14 protein-coding genes and 1 pseudogene are annotated in these 14,359 nt (G+C 75.1%); 7 read left to right on the top strand and 8 right to left on the bottom strand.

Features of this window, described 5'->3' with window-relative positions:
* Positions 1-29: 29 nt before the first annotated feature.
* A complete protein-coding gene (locus tag OG764_RS10835; protein ID WP_328968219.1) occupies positions 30-902 on the bottom strand; it encodes an AraC family transcriptional regulator in 873 nt (290 codons plus the stop codon).
* A 206-nt stretch (positions 903-1,108) separates the two neighbouring features.
* Here OG764_RS10835 and OG764_RS10830 point away from each other — a divergent pair, with 206 nt between their 5' ends.
* Together OG764_RS10830 and OG764_RS10825 are read left to right on the top strand one after the other, a co-directional pair.
* A complete protein-coding gene (locus OG764_RS10830; RefSeq protein WP_443056202.1) occupies positions 1,109-1,855 on the top strand; it encodes an AzlC family ABC transporter permease in 747 nt (248 codons plus the stop codon).
* Entirely contained in the window at positions 1,852-2,160 is a 309-nt protein-coding gene (locus OG764_RS10825; RefSeq protein ID WP_328968217.1) for an AzlD domain-containing protein, read from the top strand. The genes OG764_RS10830 and OG764_RS10825 overlap by 4 nt, the downstream gene beginning before the upstream one ends.
* On the opposite strand, the gene OG764_RS10820 is transcribed toward OG764_RS10825, so the two are convergent.
* The gene (locus tag OG764_RS10820) at positions 2,129-3,070 is read right to left on the bottom strand and encodes a hypothetical protein (protein WP_328968216.1); all 942 of its coding nucleotides are present in this window, start codon (positions 3,068-3,070) and stop codon (positions 2,129-2,131) included. The two genes, OG764_RS10825 and OG764_RS10820, sit on opposite strands and share 32 nt — an antisense overlap.
* An 81-nt stretch (positions 3,071-3,151) precedes the next feature.
* On the opposite strand from OG764_RS10820, the gene OG764_RS10815 reads away from it, so the two are divergent.
* The 5 genes and pseudogenes from OG764_RS10815 to OG764_RS10795 all read left to right on the top strand — a co-directional run bounded on the left by OG764_RS10815 (position 3,152) and on the right by OG764_RS10795 (position 9,579).
* Positions 3,152-3,346, top strand: a complete 195-nt coding sequence (locus OG764_RS10815) for a DUF3046 domain-containing protein (RefSeq protein WP_328968215.1) — start codon at positions 3,152-3,154, stop codon at positions 3,344-3,346.
* A gap of 348 nt (positions 3,347-3,694) precedes the next feature.
* Positions 3,695-4,972 (top strand): AI-2E family transporter, encoded by a 1,278-nt coding sequence (locus OG764_RS10810; protein ID WP_443056201.1) that lies wholly within the window; start codon positions 3,695-3,697, stop codon positions 4,970-4,972.
* Positions 4,973-5,217: 245 nt separating this feature from the next.
* Positions 5,218-6,354 carry a recombinase RecA gene (recA, locus tag OG764_RS10805; protein ID WP_328968213.1) on the top strand — a complete coding sequence of 379 codons (1,137 nt, stop codon included), beginning with the start codon at positions 5,218-5,220 and terminating at the stop codon, positions 6,352-6,354.
* Positions 6,249-6,917, top strand: a pseudogene (recX, locus tag OG764_RS10800) (recombination regulator RecX); the annotation flags it as partial. The gene recA and the pseudogene recX, both read left to right, overlap by 106 nt.
* Before the next feature lie 100 nt (positions 6,918-7,017).
* Positions 7,018-9,579 (top strand): ABC transporter permease, encoded by a 2,562-nt coding sequence (locus OG764_RS10795; protein WP_328968212.1) that lies wholly within the window; start codon positions 7,018-7,020, stop codon positions 9,577-9,579.
* Positions 9,580-9,673: 94 nt separating this feature from the next.
* Here OG764_RS10795 and OG764_RS10790 read toward each other — a convergent pair whose 3' ends face one another.
* The 6 genes from OG764_RS10790 to OG764_RS10765 all read right to left on the bottom strand — a co-directional run bounded on the left by OG764_RS10790 (position 9,674) and on the right by OG764_RS10765 (position 14,314).
* Positions 9,674-10,069 (bottom strand): rhodanese-like domain-containing protein, encoded by a 396-nt coding sequence (locus OG764_RS10790; RefSeq protein ID WP_328968211.1) that lies wholly within the window; start codon positions 10,067-10,069, stop codon positions 9,674-9,676.
* Positions 10,066-10,623, bottom strand: a complete 558-nt coding sequence (locus tag OG764_RS10785; protein ID WP_328968210.1) for a cysteine dioxygenase — start codon at positions 10,621-10,623, stop codon at positions 10,066-10,068. The genes OG764_RS10790 and OG764_RS10785 overlap by 4 nt, the downstream gene beginning before the upstream one ends.
* A 110-nt stretch (positions 10,624-10,733) precedes the next feature.
* Positions 10,734-10,820 carry a putative leader peptide gene (locus OG764_RS10780; protein WP_328972941.1) on the bottom strand — a complete coding sequence of 29 codons (87 nt, stop codon included), beginning with the start codon at positions 10,818-10,820 and terminating at the stop codon, positions 10,734-10,736.
* Between the two features lie 40 nt (positions 10,821-10,860).
* Entirely contained in the window at positions 10,861-12,564 is a 1,704-nt protein-coding gene (locus OG764_RS10775) for an FAD-dependent monooxygenase (RefSeq protein ID WP_328968209.1), read from the bottom strand.
* A gap of 167 nt (positions 12,565-12,731) precedes the next feature.
* Positions 12,732-13,643 (bottom strand): amino acid ABC transporter permease, encoded by a 912-nt coding sequence (locus OG764_RS10770; protein WP_328968208.1) that lies wholly within the window; start codon positions 13,641-13,643, stop codon positions 12,732-12,734.
* Positions 13,640-14,314, bottom strand: coding sequence for an amino acid ABC transporter permease (locus OG764_RS10765; protein WP_328968207.1), 675 nt, complete (start codon positions 14,312-14,314; stop codon positions 13,640-13,642). The genes OG764_RS10770 and OG764_RS10765 overlap by 4 nt, the downstream gene beginning before the upstream one ends.
* Between the last annotated feature and the right edge of the window lie 45 nt (positions 14,315-14,359).

Here is a 14,359-nt window from a genome sequence, read left to right as displayed (position 1 = left end):
GGTCCGCAGGGCGGCCGCGGACGGGCCGTTCAGCCCGAGGCGCCGGGCCCGCCGCCCGGCCCCCGCCGCTCGCGCCGGTACGCGCCCGGCGGCACCCCGACGATGCGGGTGAAGTGCCGGTTCAGGTGTGGCTGGTCGCTGAAGCCGACCGCCACCGCCGCGTCGCCCGGCGCCGTGCCCGCGTCCAGCAGCCGCCGGGCCTCCCGTACCCGGGCGTCGGTCAGCCAGGTGTGCGGGGGCATCCCGTACGTGCCCCGGAACGCGCGCAGCAGCGCGAACGGGCCGGTGCCCAGGGCCGCCGCCAGCTCCTCCAGGGACGGCGGGTCGGTCAGCCGGTCCGCGAGCACCGCCCGCGCCCGGGCGGCGGTGGCGGCCCCGGCCCCGGAAGGCGGGCGGGCCGGCAGGGCGCCCCCGTACTGGCGCAGCATCCGCGCGACCACCACCCGCAGGAGGCTGTCGGCGGCCAGCGCGTTGCCCTCCTCGGCGGCCCGGTGGACCCCGCTGATCAGCCGACAGCCCTCCGGGTCGGGCACCGTCGACGCGGTGAAGCCGGGGGTGCCGCGCAGCGTGGACAGCTCGCCGGCGACCTCGGTGACGATGTCCCGGGCCGCGTACAGGGTGGCGTACGCCCAGCCCTCGGGGACCCCCGCGCGGGCCGTGTGCGGCACCTCCGGGTTGATCAGCACGACGCTGCCCGGCCCGGCCCGGTCGGTGCCGCCGGGCAGGCCGACCTCCTCGATGCCGCCGGTGACGGCCGCGATCACGTACCCGTCGTGGGCGTGGCGCGGGAAGGTGTGGCGTACGTAGTGGGCCCGGAGCAGGTCCAGGCCGGGCAGCTGCTCGTACTGCCAGTGCCGTGCCCACTCGCCCGTGTCCCGCGCCCCCGCCCTGCCCGTGCTCATGCCCTCATTCTGCGCGCCCCCGCCGCGGCGCAAGAACGTACAAGACGACGATCACACCGCGCGCATAGCGTCGGGACGTGGCAGAACAGACAGCACAGCAGCGCGCGGCGGCCCGCCCGCCCCACCCGGACGGCCCGGCCGACCCGGCGGGCACGAGCGCGGACAGGACGGGGCAGGTGTCCGAGGTGCGGACGGCCGGTCCCGGGATGCGGGCGGCCGGGGCCCACGACACCCACGACGGCCGGCCGCCGGGCGCCCCCGTCGACCGGCGCGCCGTGATCCGCGACGCCCTCGGCGTCGGCATCGCGGTGGGGCTGTCCGGCTTCGCCTTCGGCGTCACCGCCGCAGGATCCGGCATCACCGTCGCGCAGGCCTGCGCCCTGAGCCTGCTGGTGTTCACCGGCGCCTCGCAGTTCGCGCTGGTCGGGGCGCTCGCCGCCGGCGGCAACCCGCTGACGGCGGCCGCCGGAGCGTTCTTCCTCGGCACCCGCAACGCCTTCTACGGCCTGCGCCTGTCCCAGCTCCTCGCGCTGCCCCGGGCGGTGCGCCCGTTCGCCGCGCACTGGGTCATCGACGAGACCACCGCCGTCGCACTCGCCCAGCGCGGCCGGACCGCCGCCCGCCTGGGCTTCACCGTCACCGGCCTGAGCCTGTACGTGCTGTGGAACCTGACCACCCTGCTCGGCGCGCTCGGCGCCGAGGCCCTCGGCGACACCGCCGCCTGGGGACTGGACGCCGCCGGGCCCGCCGTGTTCCTCGCGCTGCTCGCCCCGATGCTGCGCACCGGCACCGAGCGGGCGGTGGCCGTGTTGGCCGTCCTGCTCGGCCTCGGCTTCCTGCCGGTGCTGCCCGCCGGCGTGCCGGTCCTGGTCGCGGCGCTCGCCGCCCCCGCCGTCCTCTACGTCAAGGGGCGCGGCGCGCGCCGCCGGGAAACGGAAGGAGAGACCCCGTGAACGTCTGGATCGCCATCGCCCTCACAGCCGCCGGCTGCTACCTCGTCAAGCTCCTCGGACTGCTGGTCCCCGCCGGGGCCCTGGAGCGCCCGCTGGTGCGCCGCCTCTCCGCACTCCTCCCGGTCGCGCTGCTCGCGGCGCTCACCGCCCAGCAGACCTTCAGCACCGGGTCCGCGCTGGCCCTGGACGCCCGTGCCGCCGGTCTTGCGGGCGCCGGGATCGCGCTGCTGCTGCGCGCGCCCTTCCTGGTGGTCGTCGGGGTGGCCGTGGCGGTCACCGCGGGCGTCCGGGCGCTGGGCGGCTGAACTCCGCACGGCCGTACGCGCGCAGCGTCAGCAGCGCCTCGATCGTGGCGATCGGGCGGCGCTCCAGCGCGCTGCCCGGCGCCCAGGCCCGGCGCCGTACCGGCCAGCCGCCGTCCTCCTGCTGCTCCGCGGCGAGGAAGTCCAACGAGCGGCCCAGCTCCTCGTCGGTGAACCAGCCGCGCGCCGGGGACTCCGGGCGGCGGGCCAGGTCGTGCGGGAAGAGCTGCTCGCCGGGCGCGTACCCCGGGCCCGGCGGGTACTCCTCGCGCCGCCGCGGATCGAGTACGACCAGCCCCTGCTCGCGCACCAGCCGCCCCAGACGGTCGGCGGCGGCCGCGGCGCGCGGCCGGTCCGGCACCCCCTCCAGGAAGGCCACGGCCGCCTGGATCTCGTACGGATGCGAGTGGCGCAGCGTCTCGACCCGGTCCCAGCACCAGTCGGTGGCGCGGAACAGCCAGGCGTGCCACACCCGGTTGCGGTGCAGCAGGCCGACCACCGGGCCGGTGGTGAGCAGCTCGCTCGGCGGATCGTCCACGGCCGGGTGGTAGGGCGCCGCGGGGAAGTGGCGCGCGGCCGGACACCGCAGCGGGAGCGCGCCCTCCGGCGTGGACACCTGGGTCAGGTGGCGGCACAGCCGCTCGATCCGCTGGCCCGCGCACCGGCCCAGGCTGTCGAGGACCCGCAGCGCGTGCGCGGTGTGCAGCGGCTGGCTGACCGGGCCGCGCAGGTCGGGATCGAGCGCGTGCCCGTAGCCGCCGTCCCCGTTGAGGTACGAGCCGAGGGCGGCGTCGACCGGGTCGGGGCTGCCGCCGAGGAAGTGGAAGGCGAACCTGCGCTGCTCCAGGACCCGGGCGGTGAGCCAGACGAACTGCTCGGCGCGGACCAGTGGTGATGCCTCGTCTCCAGCCATGACGGAAACGGTAGGGCGGGGCGGTGGTGCGGCACCGGGCGAACGGGCCGGGGCCACTCTCCGGGGCGGGATACTGGATGCATGCGGTTGACGATTTTCTGGGAGCGGATGGCCGACCACTTCGGATCCGGGTACGCGGACTCCTTCGCGCGCGACCACGTGATGACCGAACTGGGCGGCCGCACCGTGCACGAGGCGCTCGACGCGGGCTGGGAGGCCAAGGACGTCTGGCGCGCGGTGTGCGCGGCGATGGACGTGCCCGGCGAGCGGCGCTGACGTCTGAGGGCTTGAGGGCTTGAGGACCGGCTGGTCGAGGCTGCGGCCGGTCGGGGGTCCGATGACGTCGGAGCCGGGACGCGGGTAGGCGAGACTTGCGGGGTGGCAGCCACAGACGAGACCGACCAGCCGGGGGGCGCGAGCGCGCCCGCAAGCACGACGGAGGCGGGCGGTGCGCCCGGTGCCGCACCGGCGCGGGCCGGGGGGAGAGTCCCCGCCGGCCGGCGGGGGCCGGCGCTCCCCGGGGCGGCGGCCGAAGCGCAGACGCCCCGGGAGCAGACGCCCCGGGAGCAGACGCCCGGGGAGCAGGCGCCCGGGGAGCAGGCGCCCGGAGCGCGGACGCCCGGAATCGGCCCGGGCAGTGGTCCCGGCGACGGCGGCCCGGAACCCCTCGGGACGGACGGCACGGACGGGACGGACGGCACGGGCGGAGCGGACGAGCCGGCCGCCGCGTCCGGCGGGGCCGGGGCCGGGGCCGGGGCCGGGGACGGCGGCCGGGGTCCCGGCGCGCCCGCCGGGCTCGCGGCCGCGGCCCGGATGCCGCGCTGGCTGCCCCGCGCCGTGATACTCGTGCTCGCCCTCTACGCCTGCTTCCAGCTGGGCAGCTGGGCCTTCCACCAGCTCATCGGGCTGCTCATCAACATCCTGATCGCCTTCTTCCTCGCGCTCGCGGTCGAACCGGCCGTGGCGCGGATGGCGGCCCGCGGCATGCGCCGCGGCCTCGCCACCTTCCTGGTCTTCCTCGGGGTGCTGGTCGCGGCCGTCGGCTTCGTCGTCATGCTCGGATCGATGCTCGCCGGGCAGATCCTCGACATGGTGGAGGACTTCCCCGGCACCCTCGACTCGGTGATCAGCTGGATCAACGAGACCTTCGGCACCGAGCTGTCGAGGCTGGCCGTCCAGGACAGCATGCTGCGCTCCGACTGGCTGCAGAAGTACGTGCAGAACAGCGCGAGCGGCGTCCTCGACGTGTCCGCCACCGTGCTCGGCGGTCTCTTCCAGCTGCTGACGATCGGCCTGTTCTCCTTCTACTTCGCGGCCGACGGCCCCCGGCTGCGCCGCGCGCTGTGCTCCGTACTGCCGCCCGCCAAGCAGGCCGAGGTGCTGCGGGCCTGGGAGATCGCGGTCGCCAAGACCGGCGGGTACCTCTACTCCCGCGGCCTGATGGCGCTGATCTCGGGCGTCGCGCACTACATCCTGCTCGCCGTGCTCAACGTGCCGTACGCGCCCGCGCTCGCCGTGTGGGTCGGTCTGGTGTCCCAGTTCATCCCGACCATCGGCACCTACCTCGCCGGCGCGCTGCCGATGCTGATCGCCTTCACCGTCGACCCCTGGTACGCCGTGTACGTCCTCGGGTTCGTGGTCGTCTACCAGCAGTTCGAGAACTACGTGCTGCAGCCCAAGCTCACCTCGAAGACCGTGGACATCCACCCGGCCGTGGCCTTCGGCTCGGTCATCGCCGGCACCGCGCTGCTCGGCGCGGTCGGGGCGCTCATCGCGATCCCGGCCATCGCGACGCTGCAGGCGTTCCTGGGCGCGTACGTACGGCGGTACGAGGTGGCCGACGCGGCGACCGGGCCCCGGGCGCGGCGGGTGCGGCGGCCCTGGCTGCCGTGGCTGAGGTGATGGTGGTGACGGTGTGGCGGCGGGGGCGGTGGTGATCACAGTGACCGTGGTGCACGCTCCTGGCGGGCCGCATGCCGTCGGCGGCGCGCCCGCGGGGGGTGTGGCGTGGCGCGCTTGACACGGAATTCGAACATCCATTCTGATGAGTTATCCACAGCCGCGGAGGCCGTGGAGGAGCATTGTCAGTGGCAGGCGTTAGCGTCTTTCACGTGAAGCGATCGACTCAAGCATCCCGGGTGGAACCCATGGCAGGCACCGACCGCGAGAAGGCGCTCGACGCCGCGCTCGCACAGATTGAACGACAATTCGGCAAGGGCGCAGTGATGCGCCTGGGCGACCGGCCGAACGACCCCATCGAAGTCATCCCCACCGGGTCGACCGCCCTGGACATCGCCCTCGGCGTCGGCGGTCTGCCGCGCGGCCGTGTGGTCGAGGTCTACGGGCCGGAGTCCTCCGGTAAGACCACGCTGACCCTGCACGCCGTCGCCAACGCGCAGAAGGCCGGCGGCACCGTCGCCTTCGTGGACGCCGAGCACGCGCTCGACCCCGAGTACGCCAAGGCCCTCGGCGTCGACACCGACAACCTGATCCTGTCCCAGCCGGACACCGGTGAGCAGGCGCTCGAAATCGTGGACATGCTCGTCCGCTCCGGCGCCCTCGACCTGATCGTCATCGACTCCGTCGCGGCCCTGGTGCCCCGCGCGGAGATCGAGGGTGAGATGGGCGACTCGCACGTCGGCCTCCAGGCCCGCCTGATGAGCCAGGCGCTCCGGAAGATCACCAGCGCGCTCAACCAGTCCAAGACCACCGCGATCTTCATCAACCAGCTCCGCGAGAAGATCGGCGTGATGTTCGGCTCCCCGGAGACCACCACCGGTGGCCGGGCGCTGAAGTTCTACGCCTCGGTGCGCCTGGACATCCGCCGCATCGAGACCCTCAAGGACGGCACCGACGCGGTCGGCAACCGCACCCGCGTCAAGGTCGTCAAGAACAAGGTCGCGCCCCCCTTCAAGCAGGCCGAGTTCGACATCCTCTACGGCCACGGCATCAGCCGCGAGGGCGGCCTGATCGACATGGGCGTCGAGCACGGCTTCGTGCGCAAGGCCGGTGCCTGGTACACGTACGAGGGCGACCAGCTCGGCCAGGGCAAGGAGAACGCCCGCAACTTCCTGAAGGACAACCCCGACCTCGCCGACGAGATCGAGCGGAAGATCAAGGAGAAGCTCGGCGTGGGCATCCGCAAGCCCGCCGCCGACGCGGAGCCCGCCGCGGACAAGGCGGGCGCCGACGCCCCGGACACGGCCGCCGCCGTGCCCGCGCCGGCCTCGGCGTCCAAGGCCAAGACGGCCAAGGCCGCCACGGCAGCCACGGCCAAGAGCTGACCGTGGCACGTGCGGAAGGGAGCGTCTCCGGCTCGTCGAGGGCCGAGCGGGAGACGCCCCCTCAAAGTCCCGAGGAGCAGGCGCGGGCCATCTGCCTGCGCCTGCTCACCGGGACCCCGCGGACCCGGCGCCAGCTCGCGGACGCCCTGCACAAGCGGGGCATCCCCGATGAGGTGTCCGAGGAGGTCCTCTCCCGCTTCGAGGAGGTGGGCCTCATCGACGACGCCGCCTTCGCCGGCGCCTGGGTCGAGTCCCGGCACCACAGCCGCGGGCTCGCCCGCCGGGCACTCGCCCGCGAGCTGCGCACCAAGGGAGTGGACTCCGCCCTCATCGACGACGCGATGGGCCGCCTCGACTCCGACCGCGAGGAGGAGACGGCCCGGGAGCTGGTCGCCCGCAAGCTCCGCGGCACCCGGGGCCTGGAGCGCGACAAGCGGATCCGGCGCCTCGCCGGCATGCTCGCCCGCAAGGGATACCCGGAGGGCATGGCCCTGCGGGTGGTGCGCGCCGCCCTGGAGGCCGAAGGCGAGGAGACGGACGACCTGGGGTACGAGGCGTTCTGACGGGGGCTCGGCACCCGCCCGGGAGTAGGGCTGTCCCCCGGGTGCAGAGACCGGGGCACGCCAATGCCCCGCGGGGGTGCCCGTCGGCATCGTTGCCCCCATGATGCTGCGCTACGCACTCAAGACCGTTCGGCACCGCACCGCCGGCTTCCTCGGCGCCTTCGTCGCACTCCTGTGCGCGGCCGCCCTCATCACGGCCTGCGGCACGCTCCTGGAGACCGGGCTGCGGGGCAGGATCGCCACCGAGCGCTACGCGGCCGCACCGCTGGTCGTCTCCGCCGACCAGAACGTCCACCGGACCACGGTCAAGCGGAAGAAGGGCAAGACCAAGGTCAAGCACAAGGCCAAGCCGGTCGCGGAGCGGGCCTGGCTGCCCGCCGGCACGCTGGAGAAGGTCCGGGCCGTCCCCGGCGTCGGCCGGGCGGTGCCCGAAGTCACCTTCCAGGCCGCCCCCCTGACCACAGGCACCGGACGCCCGGCCGCCGGCAAGGCGTACGGGCACGCCTGGGAATCCGCCGCGCTCACCCCGTTCACGCTGGCCGAGGGCCGCGCCCCGCGCAGCGCCGCCGAGGTCGTCGTCGACCACGCACTGGCCGCCCGCGCCGCACTCCGGCCCGGCTCCCGCCTCACCGTCCTGGCCACCGCCGAGCCCCGTACGTACACGGTGACGGGGATAGCCCGCGCCGAGCGGGCCCCCGGCGGCGCCCTCGCGCACCAGGAATCCCTCTTCTTCAGCACCGCCGAGGCACGCCGGCTCTCCGGCCGTCCCGCGGGCAGCTACACCGCCATCGGGGTGCTGCCCCGCCCCGGCACCACCACCGGTGACGTCGAGAGCGCCCTCGGCCGGGCGCTGCACGGCAGCACCGCCCGGGTCGCCGCCGGGGACGCCCGCGGGCCCGTCGAATTCCTCGACGCGGCCGGCGCCCGCACCCGGCTCGTCTCCCTCGGCGGCGCCATGGGCGGCACCTCGCTCCTCGTCGCCGTCCTCGTGGTCGCCGGCACCTTCGCCCTCGCCGTCCGCCAGCGCCAGCGCGAGCTCGCCCTGCTGCGCGCCATCGCCGCCACCTCCGGGCAGCTGCGCCGACTCCTCGGCCGTGAGGCCCTGATCGTGGGCCTGGCCGCGGGCGTGCTCGGTTCCCTGGCCGGACTGCCGCTGGCGGCCTGGCTGCACGGCCGGTTCGTGACGGCCGGGGCCGTCCCCGCCACCCTGGAGCGCACCACGGGCGTCTTCCCGATGGCCGCCGCCGTCGCCGCCACCCTCCTGGGCGCCTGGTCCGCCGCCCGCATCACCGGCCGCCGGGTCGCCCGTATCCGCCCTGCCGAAGCGCTCGCCGAGGCCGCCGTCGAACGCTCCCGGCCCGCCTGGGCGCGGATCGCCACCGGGGTCCTGCTGCTCGCGGGCGGCGCCGTCCTGGTCGCCGTCCTCAGCACCCTGCGCACCGAGCCCGCCGCCACCCCGGTCACCTTCCTGGCCGTGGTGGTGCTCGCCGGGGCGGTCTCCCTGCTCGGGCCGCTGCTGGTGCGCGGGGCCACCGCCCTGCTCGCCGGCCCGCTGCGGGCCGCGGGCGTCAACGGCCGCCTGGCCACCGCCAACCTGCGCGGCAAGGCCACCCGGATGGCGTCCGCCGTCACGCCCGTCGCCCTGCTCGTCGGCATGACCTGCACGGTCCTGTTCGTGCAGCCCACGCTCGGCGACGCCGCCCGGGCCCAGGCCCGCGACGGCGTCCGGGCCGGCTGGGTGCTCTCAGCGGCGGGACCCGGGGTCACCGCGGGGGCCGCCGGGCGGGTGCGCCGCACCCCCGGCGTCACCGCCGCCACCGAGATCGTGAACACCACCGTCCGGGTCGGCCTCACCAAGTACGCAGCCCAGGGCGTCACCCCCGCCGGGCTCACCAGGACCTGGGACCCGCAGGTCACCGCCGGCACCCTGGCCGGCTTCGGCGGACACCGCGCCGCGGTCAGCGAACTCGCCGCCGACCGGCTGGGCCTGCGGCCCGGCAGCCCGCTGCGGCTGACCCTCGGAGACGGCACCCCCGTCACGGTCACCGTCACCGCGGTCTACGGCCGGGGCCTCGGCTTCGGCGACCTGACCCTCGCCCACGACCTGGTCGCCGCCCACGTGGACAACCCGCTCGCGAGCAGCGTGCTGGTGGCCGCCGGACCGGGCACCGGCCGAGCCGAGCTGACCGCGGCCCTGCGGGACTTCCCCGGCACCGCGGTGCTCACCGCCCGCGACGCCGACGACGTACGGGCCGACCGGCAGCGGTCGGGGGCCGAGATCAACCTGCTCGCCATGGGCCTGGTGCTCGCCTTCACCGCGATCGCCGTCGTCAACACCCTGGCCATGTCCACCGCCGAGCGGATCCGGGAGTTCGCGATGCTGCGGCTGGCCGGGGCCACGCGCCGGCAGGTGCTGCGCATGCTCCGCATCGAGGCCCTGTCGGTGGTCCTGATCGGCGCGGTCCTCGGCGCCGGCATCGCCCTCGCCGTCCTGACCGCCTTCAGCGTCGGCATGACCGGCCGGGCGGCGCCCACGGTGCTGCCGCTCGCCGCCGGTACGGTCGTCGGCCTGGCCGCGCTGCTGGCCCTGGCCGCGACCGCGCTGCCCGGCCGGGCGGCCCTCCGGGTCCGCCCGGTGCACGTCGCCACCGCCGCGGAGTAGCCGACGGCACGACACGCGCGGCAGAGCAGGTACGACGGGGGCGTCCGGCACTTGCCGGGCGCCCCCGTGCGCTTCTGTCCGCCCCGTCCGCGGCTCACACCACCGGCAGGCCGGCCGCCTTCCAGGCCTGGAAGCCGCCCACCAGATCGGTCGCCCGGTGCAGCCCGAGCCGGTGCAGCGAGGCCGCCGCGAGGCTGGACGCGTACCCCTCGTTGCAGATCACGATCACCTGCAGGTCGTGTCCGGTGGCCTCGGCCGCCCGGTGGCTGCCCTGCGGATCGAGCCGCCACTCCAGTTCGTTGCGCTCGACCACCAGCGCGCCCGGGATCAGCCCGTCGCGCTCGCGCAGGGCCTGGTAACGGATGTCCACGAGCAGCGCACCGGCCTCCCGGGCGCGGTGGGCCTCGCCGGCCTCGACGCGCGCGTAGCCGGCCCGTACCCGCTCCAGCAGTTCGTCGATCCCGGTCGGCCCGGGCCCGGCGGCGCTCACTGCCAGTCCGCCGGACGCTCGACGTGCTCCAGCCGCAGGACCGGCCCGGTACGGCTGTAACGGCGGATCAGGGGCAGCGGCGGGTAGTAGGCGTGCACGGAGACGGCGTGTTCGGTGGTGGACTCGTTGAACACCTCGTGCACGTGGAACTCGCGGAAGGCGCGGCCCGTTCCGGCGGGCAGGGTCCGGCTGCGGTCGACGTCCGGGGCGAGCTCCAGGCTCTGCCAGCCCTCCGAGGGCAGCCGGGCGGCGAGCGAGTGCTCGGTGAGGCGGCCCGCGGCGGTCGCGAAGGCGCCCCGGGACTCGGCGTGGTCGTGCCAGCCGGTGCCGGTGCCCGGCGGCCAGCCGATCAGCCAGGCCTCGCTGCCGCCCGGCCCGTCGAGCCGCACCCACGTACGGCCCTCCGGGTCGAGGGGCAGGGCCGCGACGAGTTCGGGGTCGGCGGCGGTGCTCAGGGCGAAGTCGAGGAGCTCGGCGGCGCCGGGGCCGTCCAGCGGACGGGCCGGCGGGCGGGCGGGGGCGTGCGGGAACAGCGTGGTGGACACGGCAGACATGGGGGACCGTCCTGGGGTTCGCTTGGCAGCGCGCGGCGGCGACCGCGGGCCGCGGCGGACACGTGGTCCGGCGGCGCGGGGCGCGGGGGCGCGCGGGGAGAAGGGGCGAATCAGCAGGACGGGCGACAGACGCAGCCCGCGAAGCGGAGCAGGTCCATGTGGACCCTCCGCCAGAGGTGTACGTCGGTGCCGGTCATGTCCCGGAGTACACCATGCGCGGCCCGGACGGTCAATTGATCACACTGGTGGCCCACTTGAACGCGGCGCCGCCGGCACCGCCGGAACCGCCCGCGCGACCGCGCCGGCCGGCTCGGCCGGGCCCGCCGCGGCGCCCGCCCGGACGCCCTCCGGACCGTCCCCGCAACCGCCCGCCGGACCGCCCCGCACGGCGTCCGCCGCCGCGTACAGATCCGCCGGCCGCACCCCCGCGAAGGCGGCCGCCAGGTGCCCGTCCGGGCGCACCAGCAGCACGGTGTGCGCCGCCGCGCCCGGATAGCTCTCGGCCACCAGCAGCTCGGCGCGGACCGGCAGCGCGCTCACGGCCGCCGCGAGCCGCGGCATCAGCCCGGCCTTCAGCCAGTGCCGCCGGTCCCACACCCCGGTGCCGGGCGCGACCAGCACCACCAGCAGCCGTCCGCGCCCCAGCAGGTCGCGCAGCGGCACGGTGGCCCCGTCCGGAGCCGTCACCCGTACGTCGGCCACGGGCGCGCCGGGCTCGGTGGCGGTCGGCGCCGCGGACTCGGCGGGCGGCGGCGCGAGCGGCGAACGGCCGTAGCCGGGCGCGGAGCCGAGCGCGCCGCGGCCGAGGTGGCCGTCCGTCAGCATCGCGTCGTGGGTGCGCGCGGCGCCCGGCAGGTAGCCGCGCAGGCCTCCGCCGCCGCGCAGGGCGGGCAGGGCCTGGTCGGCGGCCCGCAGCCGGGCCGCGACCGCGGTGCGCCGCTCCGCCTGGTAGCTGTCGAGGAGTTCCTCGGAGGCGCCGTGGTGCCAGGCCAGGGCCAGCTTCCAGGCGAGGTTCTCGGCGTCCCGGAGGCCCTCCTCGACCCCCTGCGTGCCCAGGGCGCCGAGCAGGTGGGCCGCGTCCCCGGCGAGGAAGGCCCGCTGCACGCGCCAGCGCCGGGCCAGCCGGTGGTGCAGGGTGTGCACGCCGGTGTCGAGCAGGTCGTACGGGGGAGTGGTGCCCCCGCACCAGCCGCCCAGCGTGTCCCGCACCCAGCCCACCAGCATGTCGGGGGTGACGAGTTCGCCGCGCGGCGGCAGCAGCCAGTCCAGCCGCCACACGCCGTCGGGCAGTGGGCGGGCGCAGACCTCGCCCGCGGAGCCGGCGCCCAGCCACGGCGGCGTCCGGTGCAGGACGGCCTCGCCGGGCCAGGGGAGCTCGGTGCGCAGCGCGGCCACGGCGTGCCGTTCCACGGCGGTCCGACCGGGGAAGCGGATCCCGAGGAGCTTGCGCACGGTGGACCGGGCGCCGTCGCAGCCGACCAGGTAGCTGCCGCGCCACCAGGTGGTCTCGGCGCCCCGGGTATGCGCGGTGATCCCGCCGCCGTCCTGCTCCACGGCGTCCAGTTTGCTGTCCGTGACCAGCTGGACGAGCGGGTGCGCGGCCGCCGCGTCGCGCAGGCCGCGGGCGAGCGCGTGCTGCGGGACGTGCAGCGGCGCCGGGCCGGTCGGCCCGGGGTCCTCGAAGGCGGTGCGCGCCGGTTCCTGACGTCGCCTCAGCGAGCGCCAGGCCGCCCAGCGGGCGCCCTCGTCCCGCAGTGTGGCGCAGCCCAGCCGATGGGCCATGGCCGCGGTGTCGGCGTGCAGGACGACGGTCCGGGCGGGTCGCGGCTCGTCCTTGCCGGGGCCCTCGTCGAGCAGCACGCAGGGCACGCCCTGCCCGGCGAGGGCGAGGGCGAGCGAAAGCCCGACGGGCCCCGCGCCGACGACGATCACCGGGTCCATGGCAGGGCTCCGGCGGTCCGGTAATTGATCACAGAACGTATGCAACCCACTGCGCGTGCGTGCGTCAAGTGACGGCGGTCAGCCGGTGCGTTTCGCCCAAACCGCGTGTGGTGCGGCGGACCGGGTCCACCGCACCACACGGGTCACTTCAGACTGCTGAGTACCGGTCAGGCCTTGTCCACCGGTCCGGCGGGGCCGGCCGGGCCCGGGGTCGCCGCCAGTTCCTCGACGTCTTCCGGGTGGAGCACCGCGCCCGTGCTCTTCTTCGAGGCGCGCAGCTTCCGCTCCAGCCAGGAGGCGAAGGAGGTGAGCAGGAAGTTCACCGCGATGAAGATCGCCGCGATCACCACGAGGGTGGCGATGGTGTTGGCGCCGTAATTGGCCGGGATGGTGCGGTACTGCGCCATCAGGTCGTTGATGCCGAGAAGGGCGCCGCCGAGGGCGGTGTCCTTGAGGATCACGACGAGCTGGCTGACGAGCGCGGGCAGCATCGCGGTGACGGCCTGCGGGACCAGGATGTACAGCATGGTCTGGCCCTTGCGCATGCCGATCGCCTTGGCCGCGTCGGTCTGGCCGCGCGGCAGGGACAGGATGCCGGCCCGGACGATCTCGGCGATGACCGACGCGTTGTACAGGACCAGGCCGGTGACCACCGCGTAGAGCGGGCGGACGTCCGAGCTGACGTCGGTGAACCGCACGTACAGGGCGCTGCCGAAGATCATCAGCATCAGCACGGGGATGGACCGGAAGAACTCGACCCACGCGCCGACCGGGACCCGGACCCATCGGTGGTCGGAGAGGCGGCCGATGCCCAGCAGCGCGCCCAGCGGCAAGGCGATCACGATGGAGAGTGCCGCGGCCTTGAGCGTCTCGCCCAGCCCCGGCAGAAGGTACGTCGACCAGATCTGCCCGTCCGCGACGAATGGCTTCCACTTGTCCGCGTCCAACTGCCCCTTGTCCGCCATGGCGGCCAGGACCCACCACAACGCCGCCGCGCAGACGGCGATGAACACGACCGCCGTGATGGCATTGCGCCGCCGGGCCTTGGGCCCGGGGGTGTCGTACAGCACGGAGCTCATCGCTTCACCGCCACTCGCTTGGCCACCCAGCCGAGGATCAGCCCGGTCGGGAGGGTGAGAACGATGAACCCGAAGGCGAAGACGGCGAAGACGGCGAAGAGCGCGTCGGCCTCGTTCTCGATCATTTCCTTCATCAACAGCGCCGCCTCGGCGACACCGATCGCGGCCGCCACCGTGGTGTTCTTCGTGAGGGCGATCAGTACGTTCGCCAGTGGTGCGACCACCGCGCGGAACGCCTGCGGCAGCACGATGAGGGTCAGCACCTGGAAGAAGTTCAGGCCCAGGGCGCGGGCGGCCTCGGCCTGGCCCTGCGGGACGGTGTTGATGCCCGAACGCAGCGCCTCGCAGACGAAGGTGCCGGTGTACGCGATGAAGCCGAGGACGGCGAGCCGGAAGCCCGTCTGCTCGAAGGTGTCGCCGCCCATCGTGATGCCGAGGGTGGACCCCAGGCCCAGCGAGCAGGCGATGATCAGCAGCGTCAGCGGGGTGTTGCGCACCACGTTCACGTAACCGGTGCCGAAGGTCCGCATCAGCGGAACGGGACTGACCCGCATCCCGGCGAGGATCGTGCCCCAGATCAGGGAGCCGATGGCCGAGTACACGGTGAGCTGCACCGTCACCCAGAAGGCGCCGAGCACGTCGTACTGCGGATTGTCAAGAAAGTCGAACACGTTGCCCTGCGCTCTCCCCAGGATGGCCGATGGGGCGCGCCGCCG

Source organism: Streptomyces sp. NBC_00239 (genome assembly GCF_036194065.1).
Lineage (GTDB): Bacteria > Actinomycetota > Actinomycetes > Streptomycetales > Streptomycetaceae > Streptomyces.
Note: the sequence above shows the minus strand (reverse complement) of the source record. Positions and strands in the feature narration are given on the sequence as shown.

Bases quoted from the DNA above. Each gene is read 5' to 3' on its own strand.
- OG764_RS10785 (WP_328968210.1), bottom strand. From the start codon at position 10,623: ATGTCTGCCGTGTCCACCACGCTGTTCCCGCACGCCCCCGCCCGCCCG.
- OG764_RS10780 (WP_328972941.1), bottom strand. From the start codon at position 10,820: ATGACCGGCACCGACGTACACCTCTGGCGGAGGGTCCACATGGACCTG.
- OG764_RS10795 (WP_328968212.1), top strand. From the start codon at position 7,018: ATGATGCTGCGCTACGCACTCAAGACCGTTCGGCACCGCACCGCCGGC.
- OG764_RS10820 (WP_328968216.1), bottom strand. From the start codon at position 3,070: ATGGCTGGAGACGAGGCATCACCACTGGTCCGCGCCGAGCAGTTCGTC.
- OG764_RS10775 (WP_328968209.1), bottom strand. From the start codon at position 12,564: ATGGACCCGGTGATCGTCGTCGGCGCGGGGCCCGTCGGGCTTTCGCTC.
- OG764_RS10815 (WP_328968215.1), top strand. From the start codon at position 3,152: ATGCGGTTGACGATTTTCTGGGAGCGGATGGCCGACCACTTCGGATCC.
- OG764_RS10835 (WP_328968219.1), bottom strand. From the start codon at position 902: ATGAGCACGGGCAGGGCGGGGGCGCGGGACACGGGCGAGTGGGCACGG.
- OG764_RS10830 (WP_443056202.1), top strand. From the start codon at position 1,109: ATGCGGGCGGCCGGGGCCCACGACACCCACGACGGCCGGCCGCCGGGC.
- OG764_RS10770 (WP_328968208.1), bottom strand. From the start codon at position 13,643: ATGAGCTCCGTGCTGTACGACACCCCCGGGCCCAAGGCCCGGCGGCGC.
- recA (WP_328968213.1), top strand. From the start codon at position 5,218: ATGGCAGGCACCGACCGCGAGAAGGCGCTCGACGCCGCGCTCGCACAG.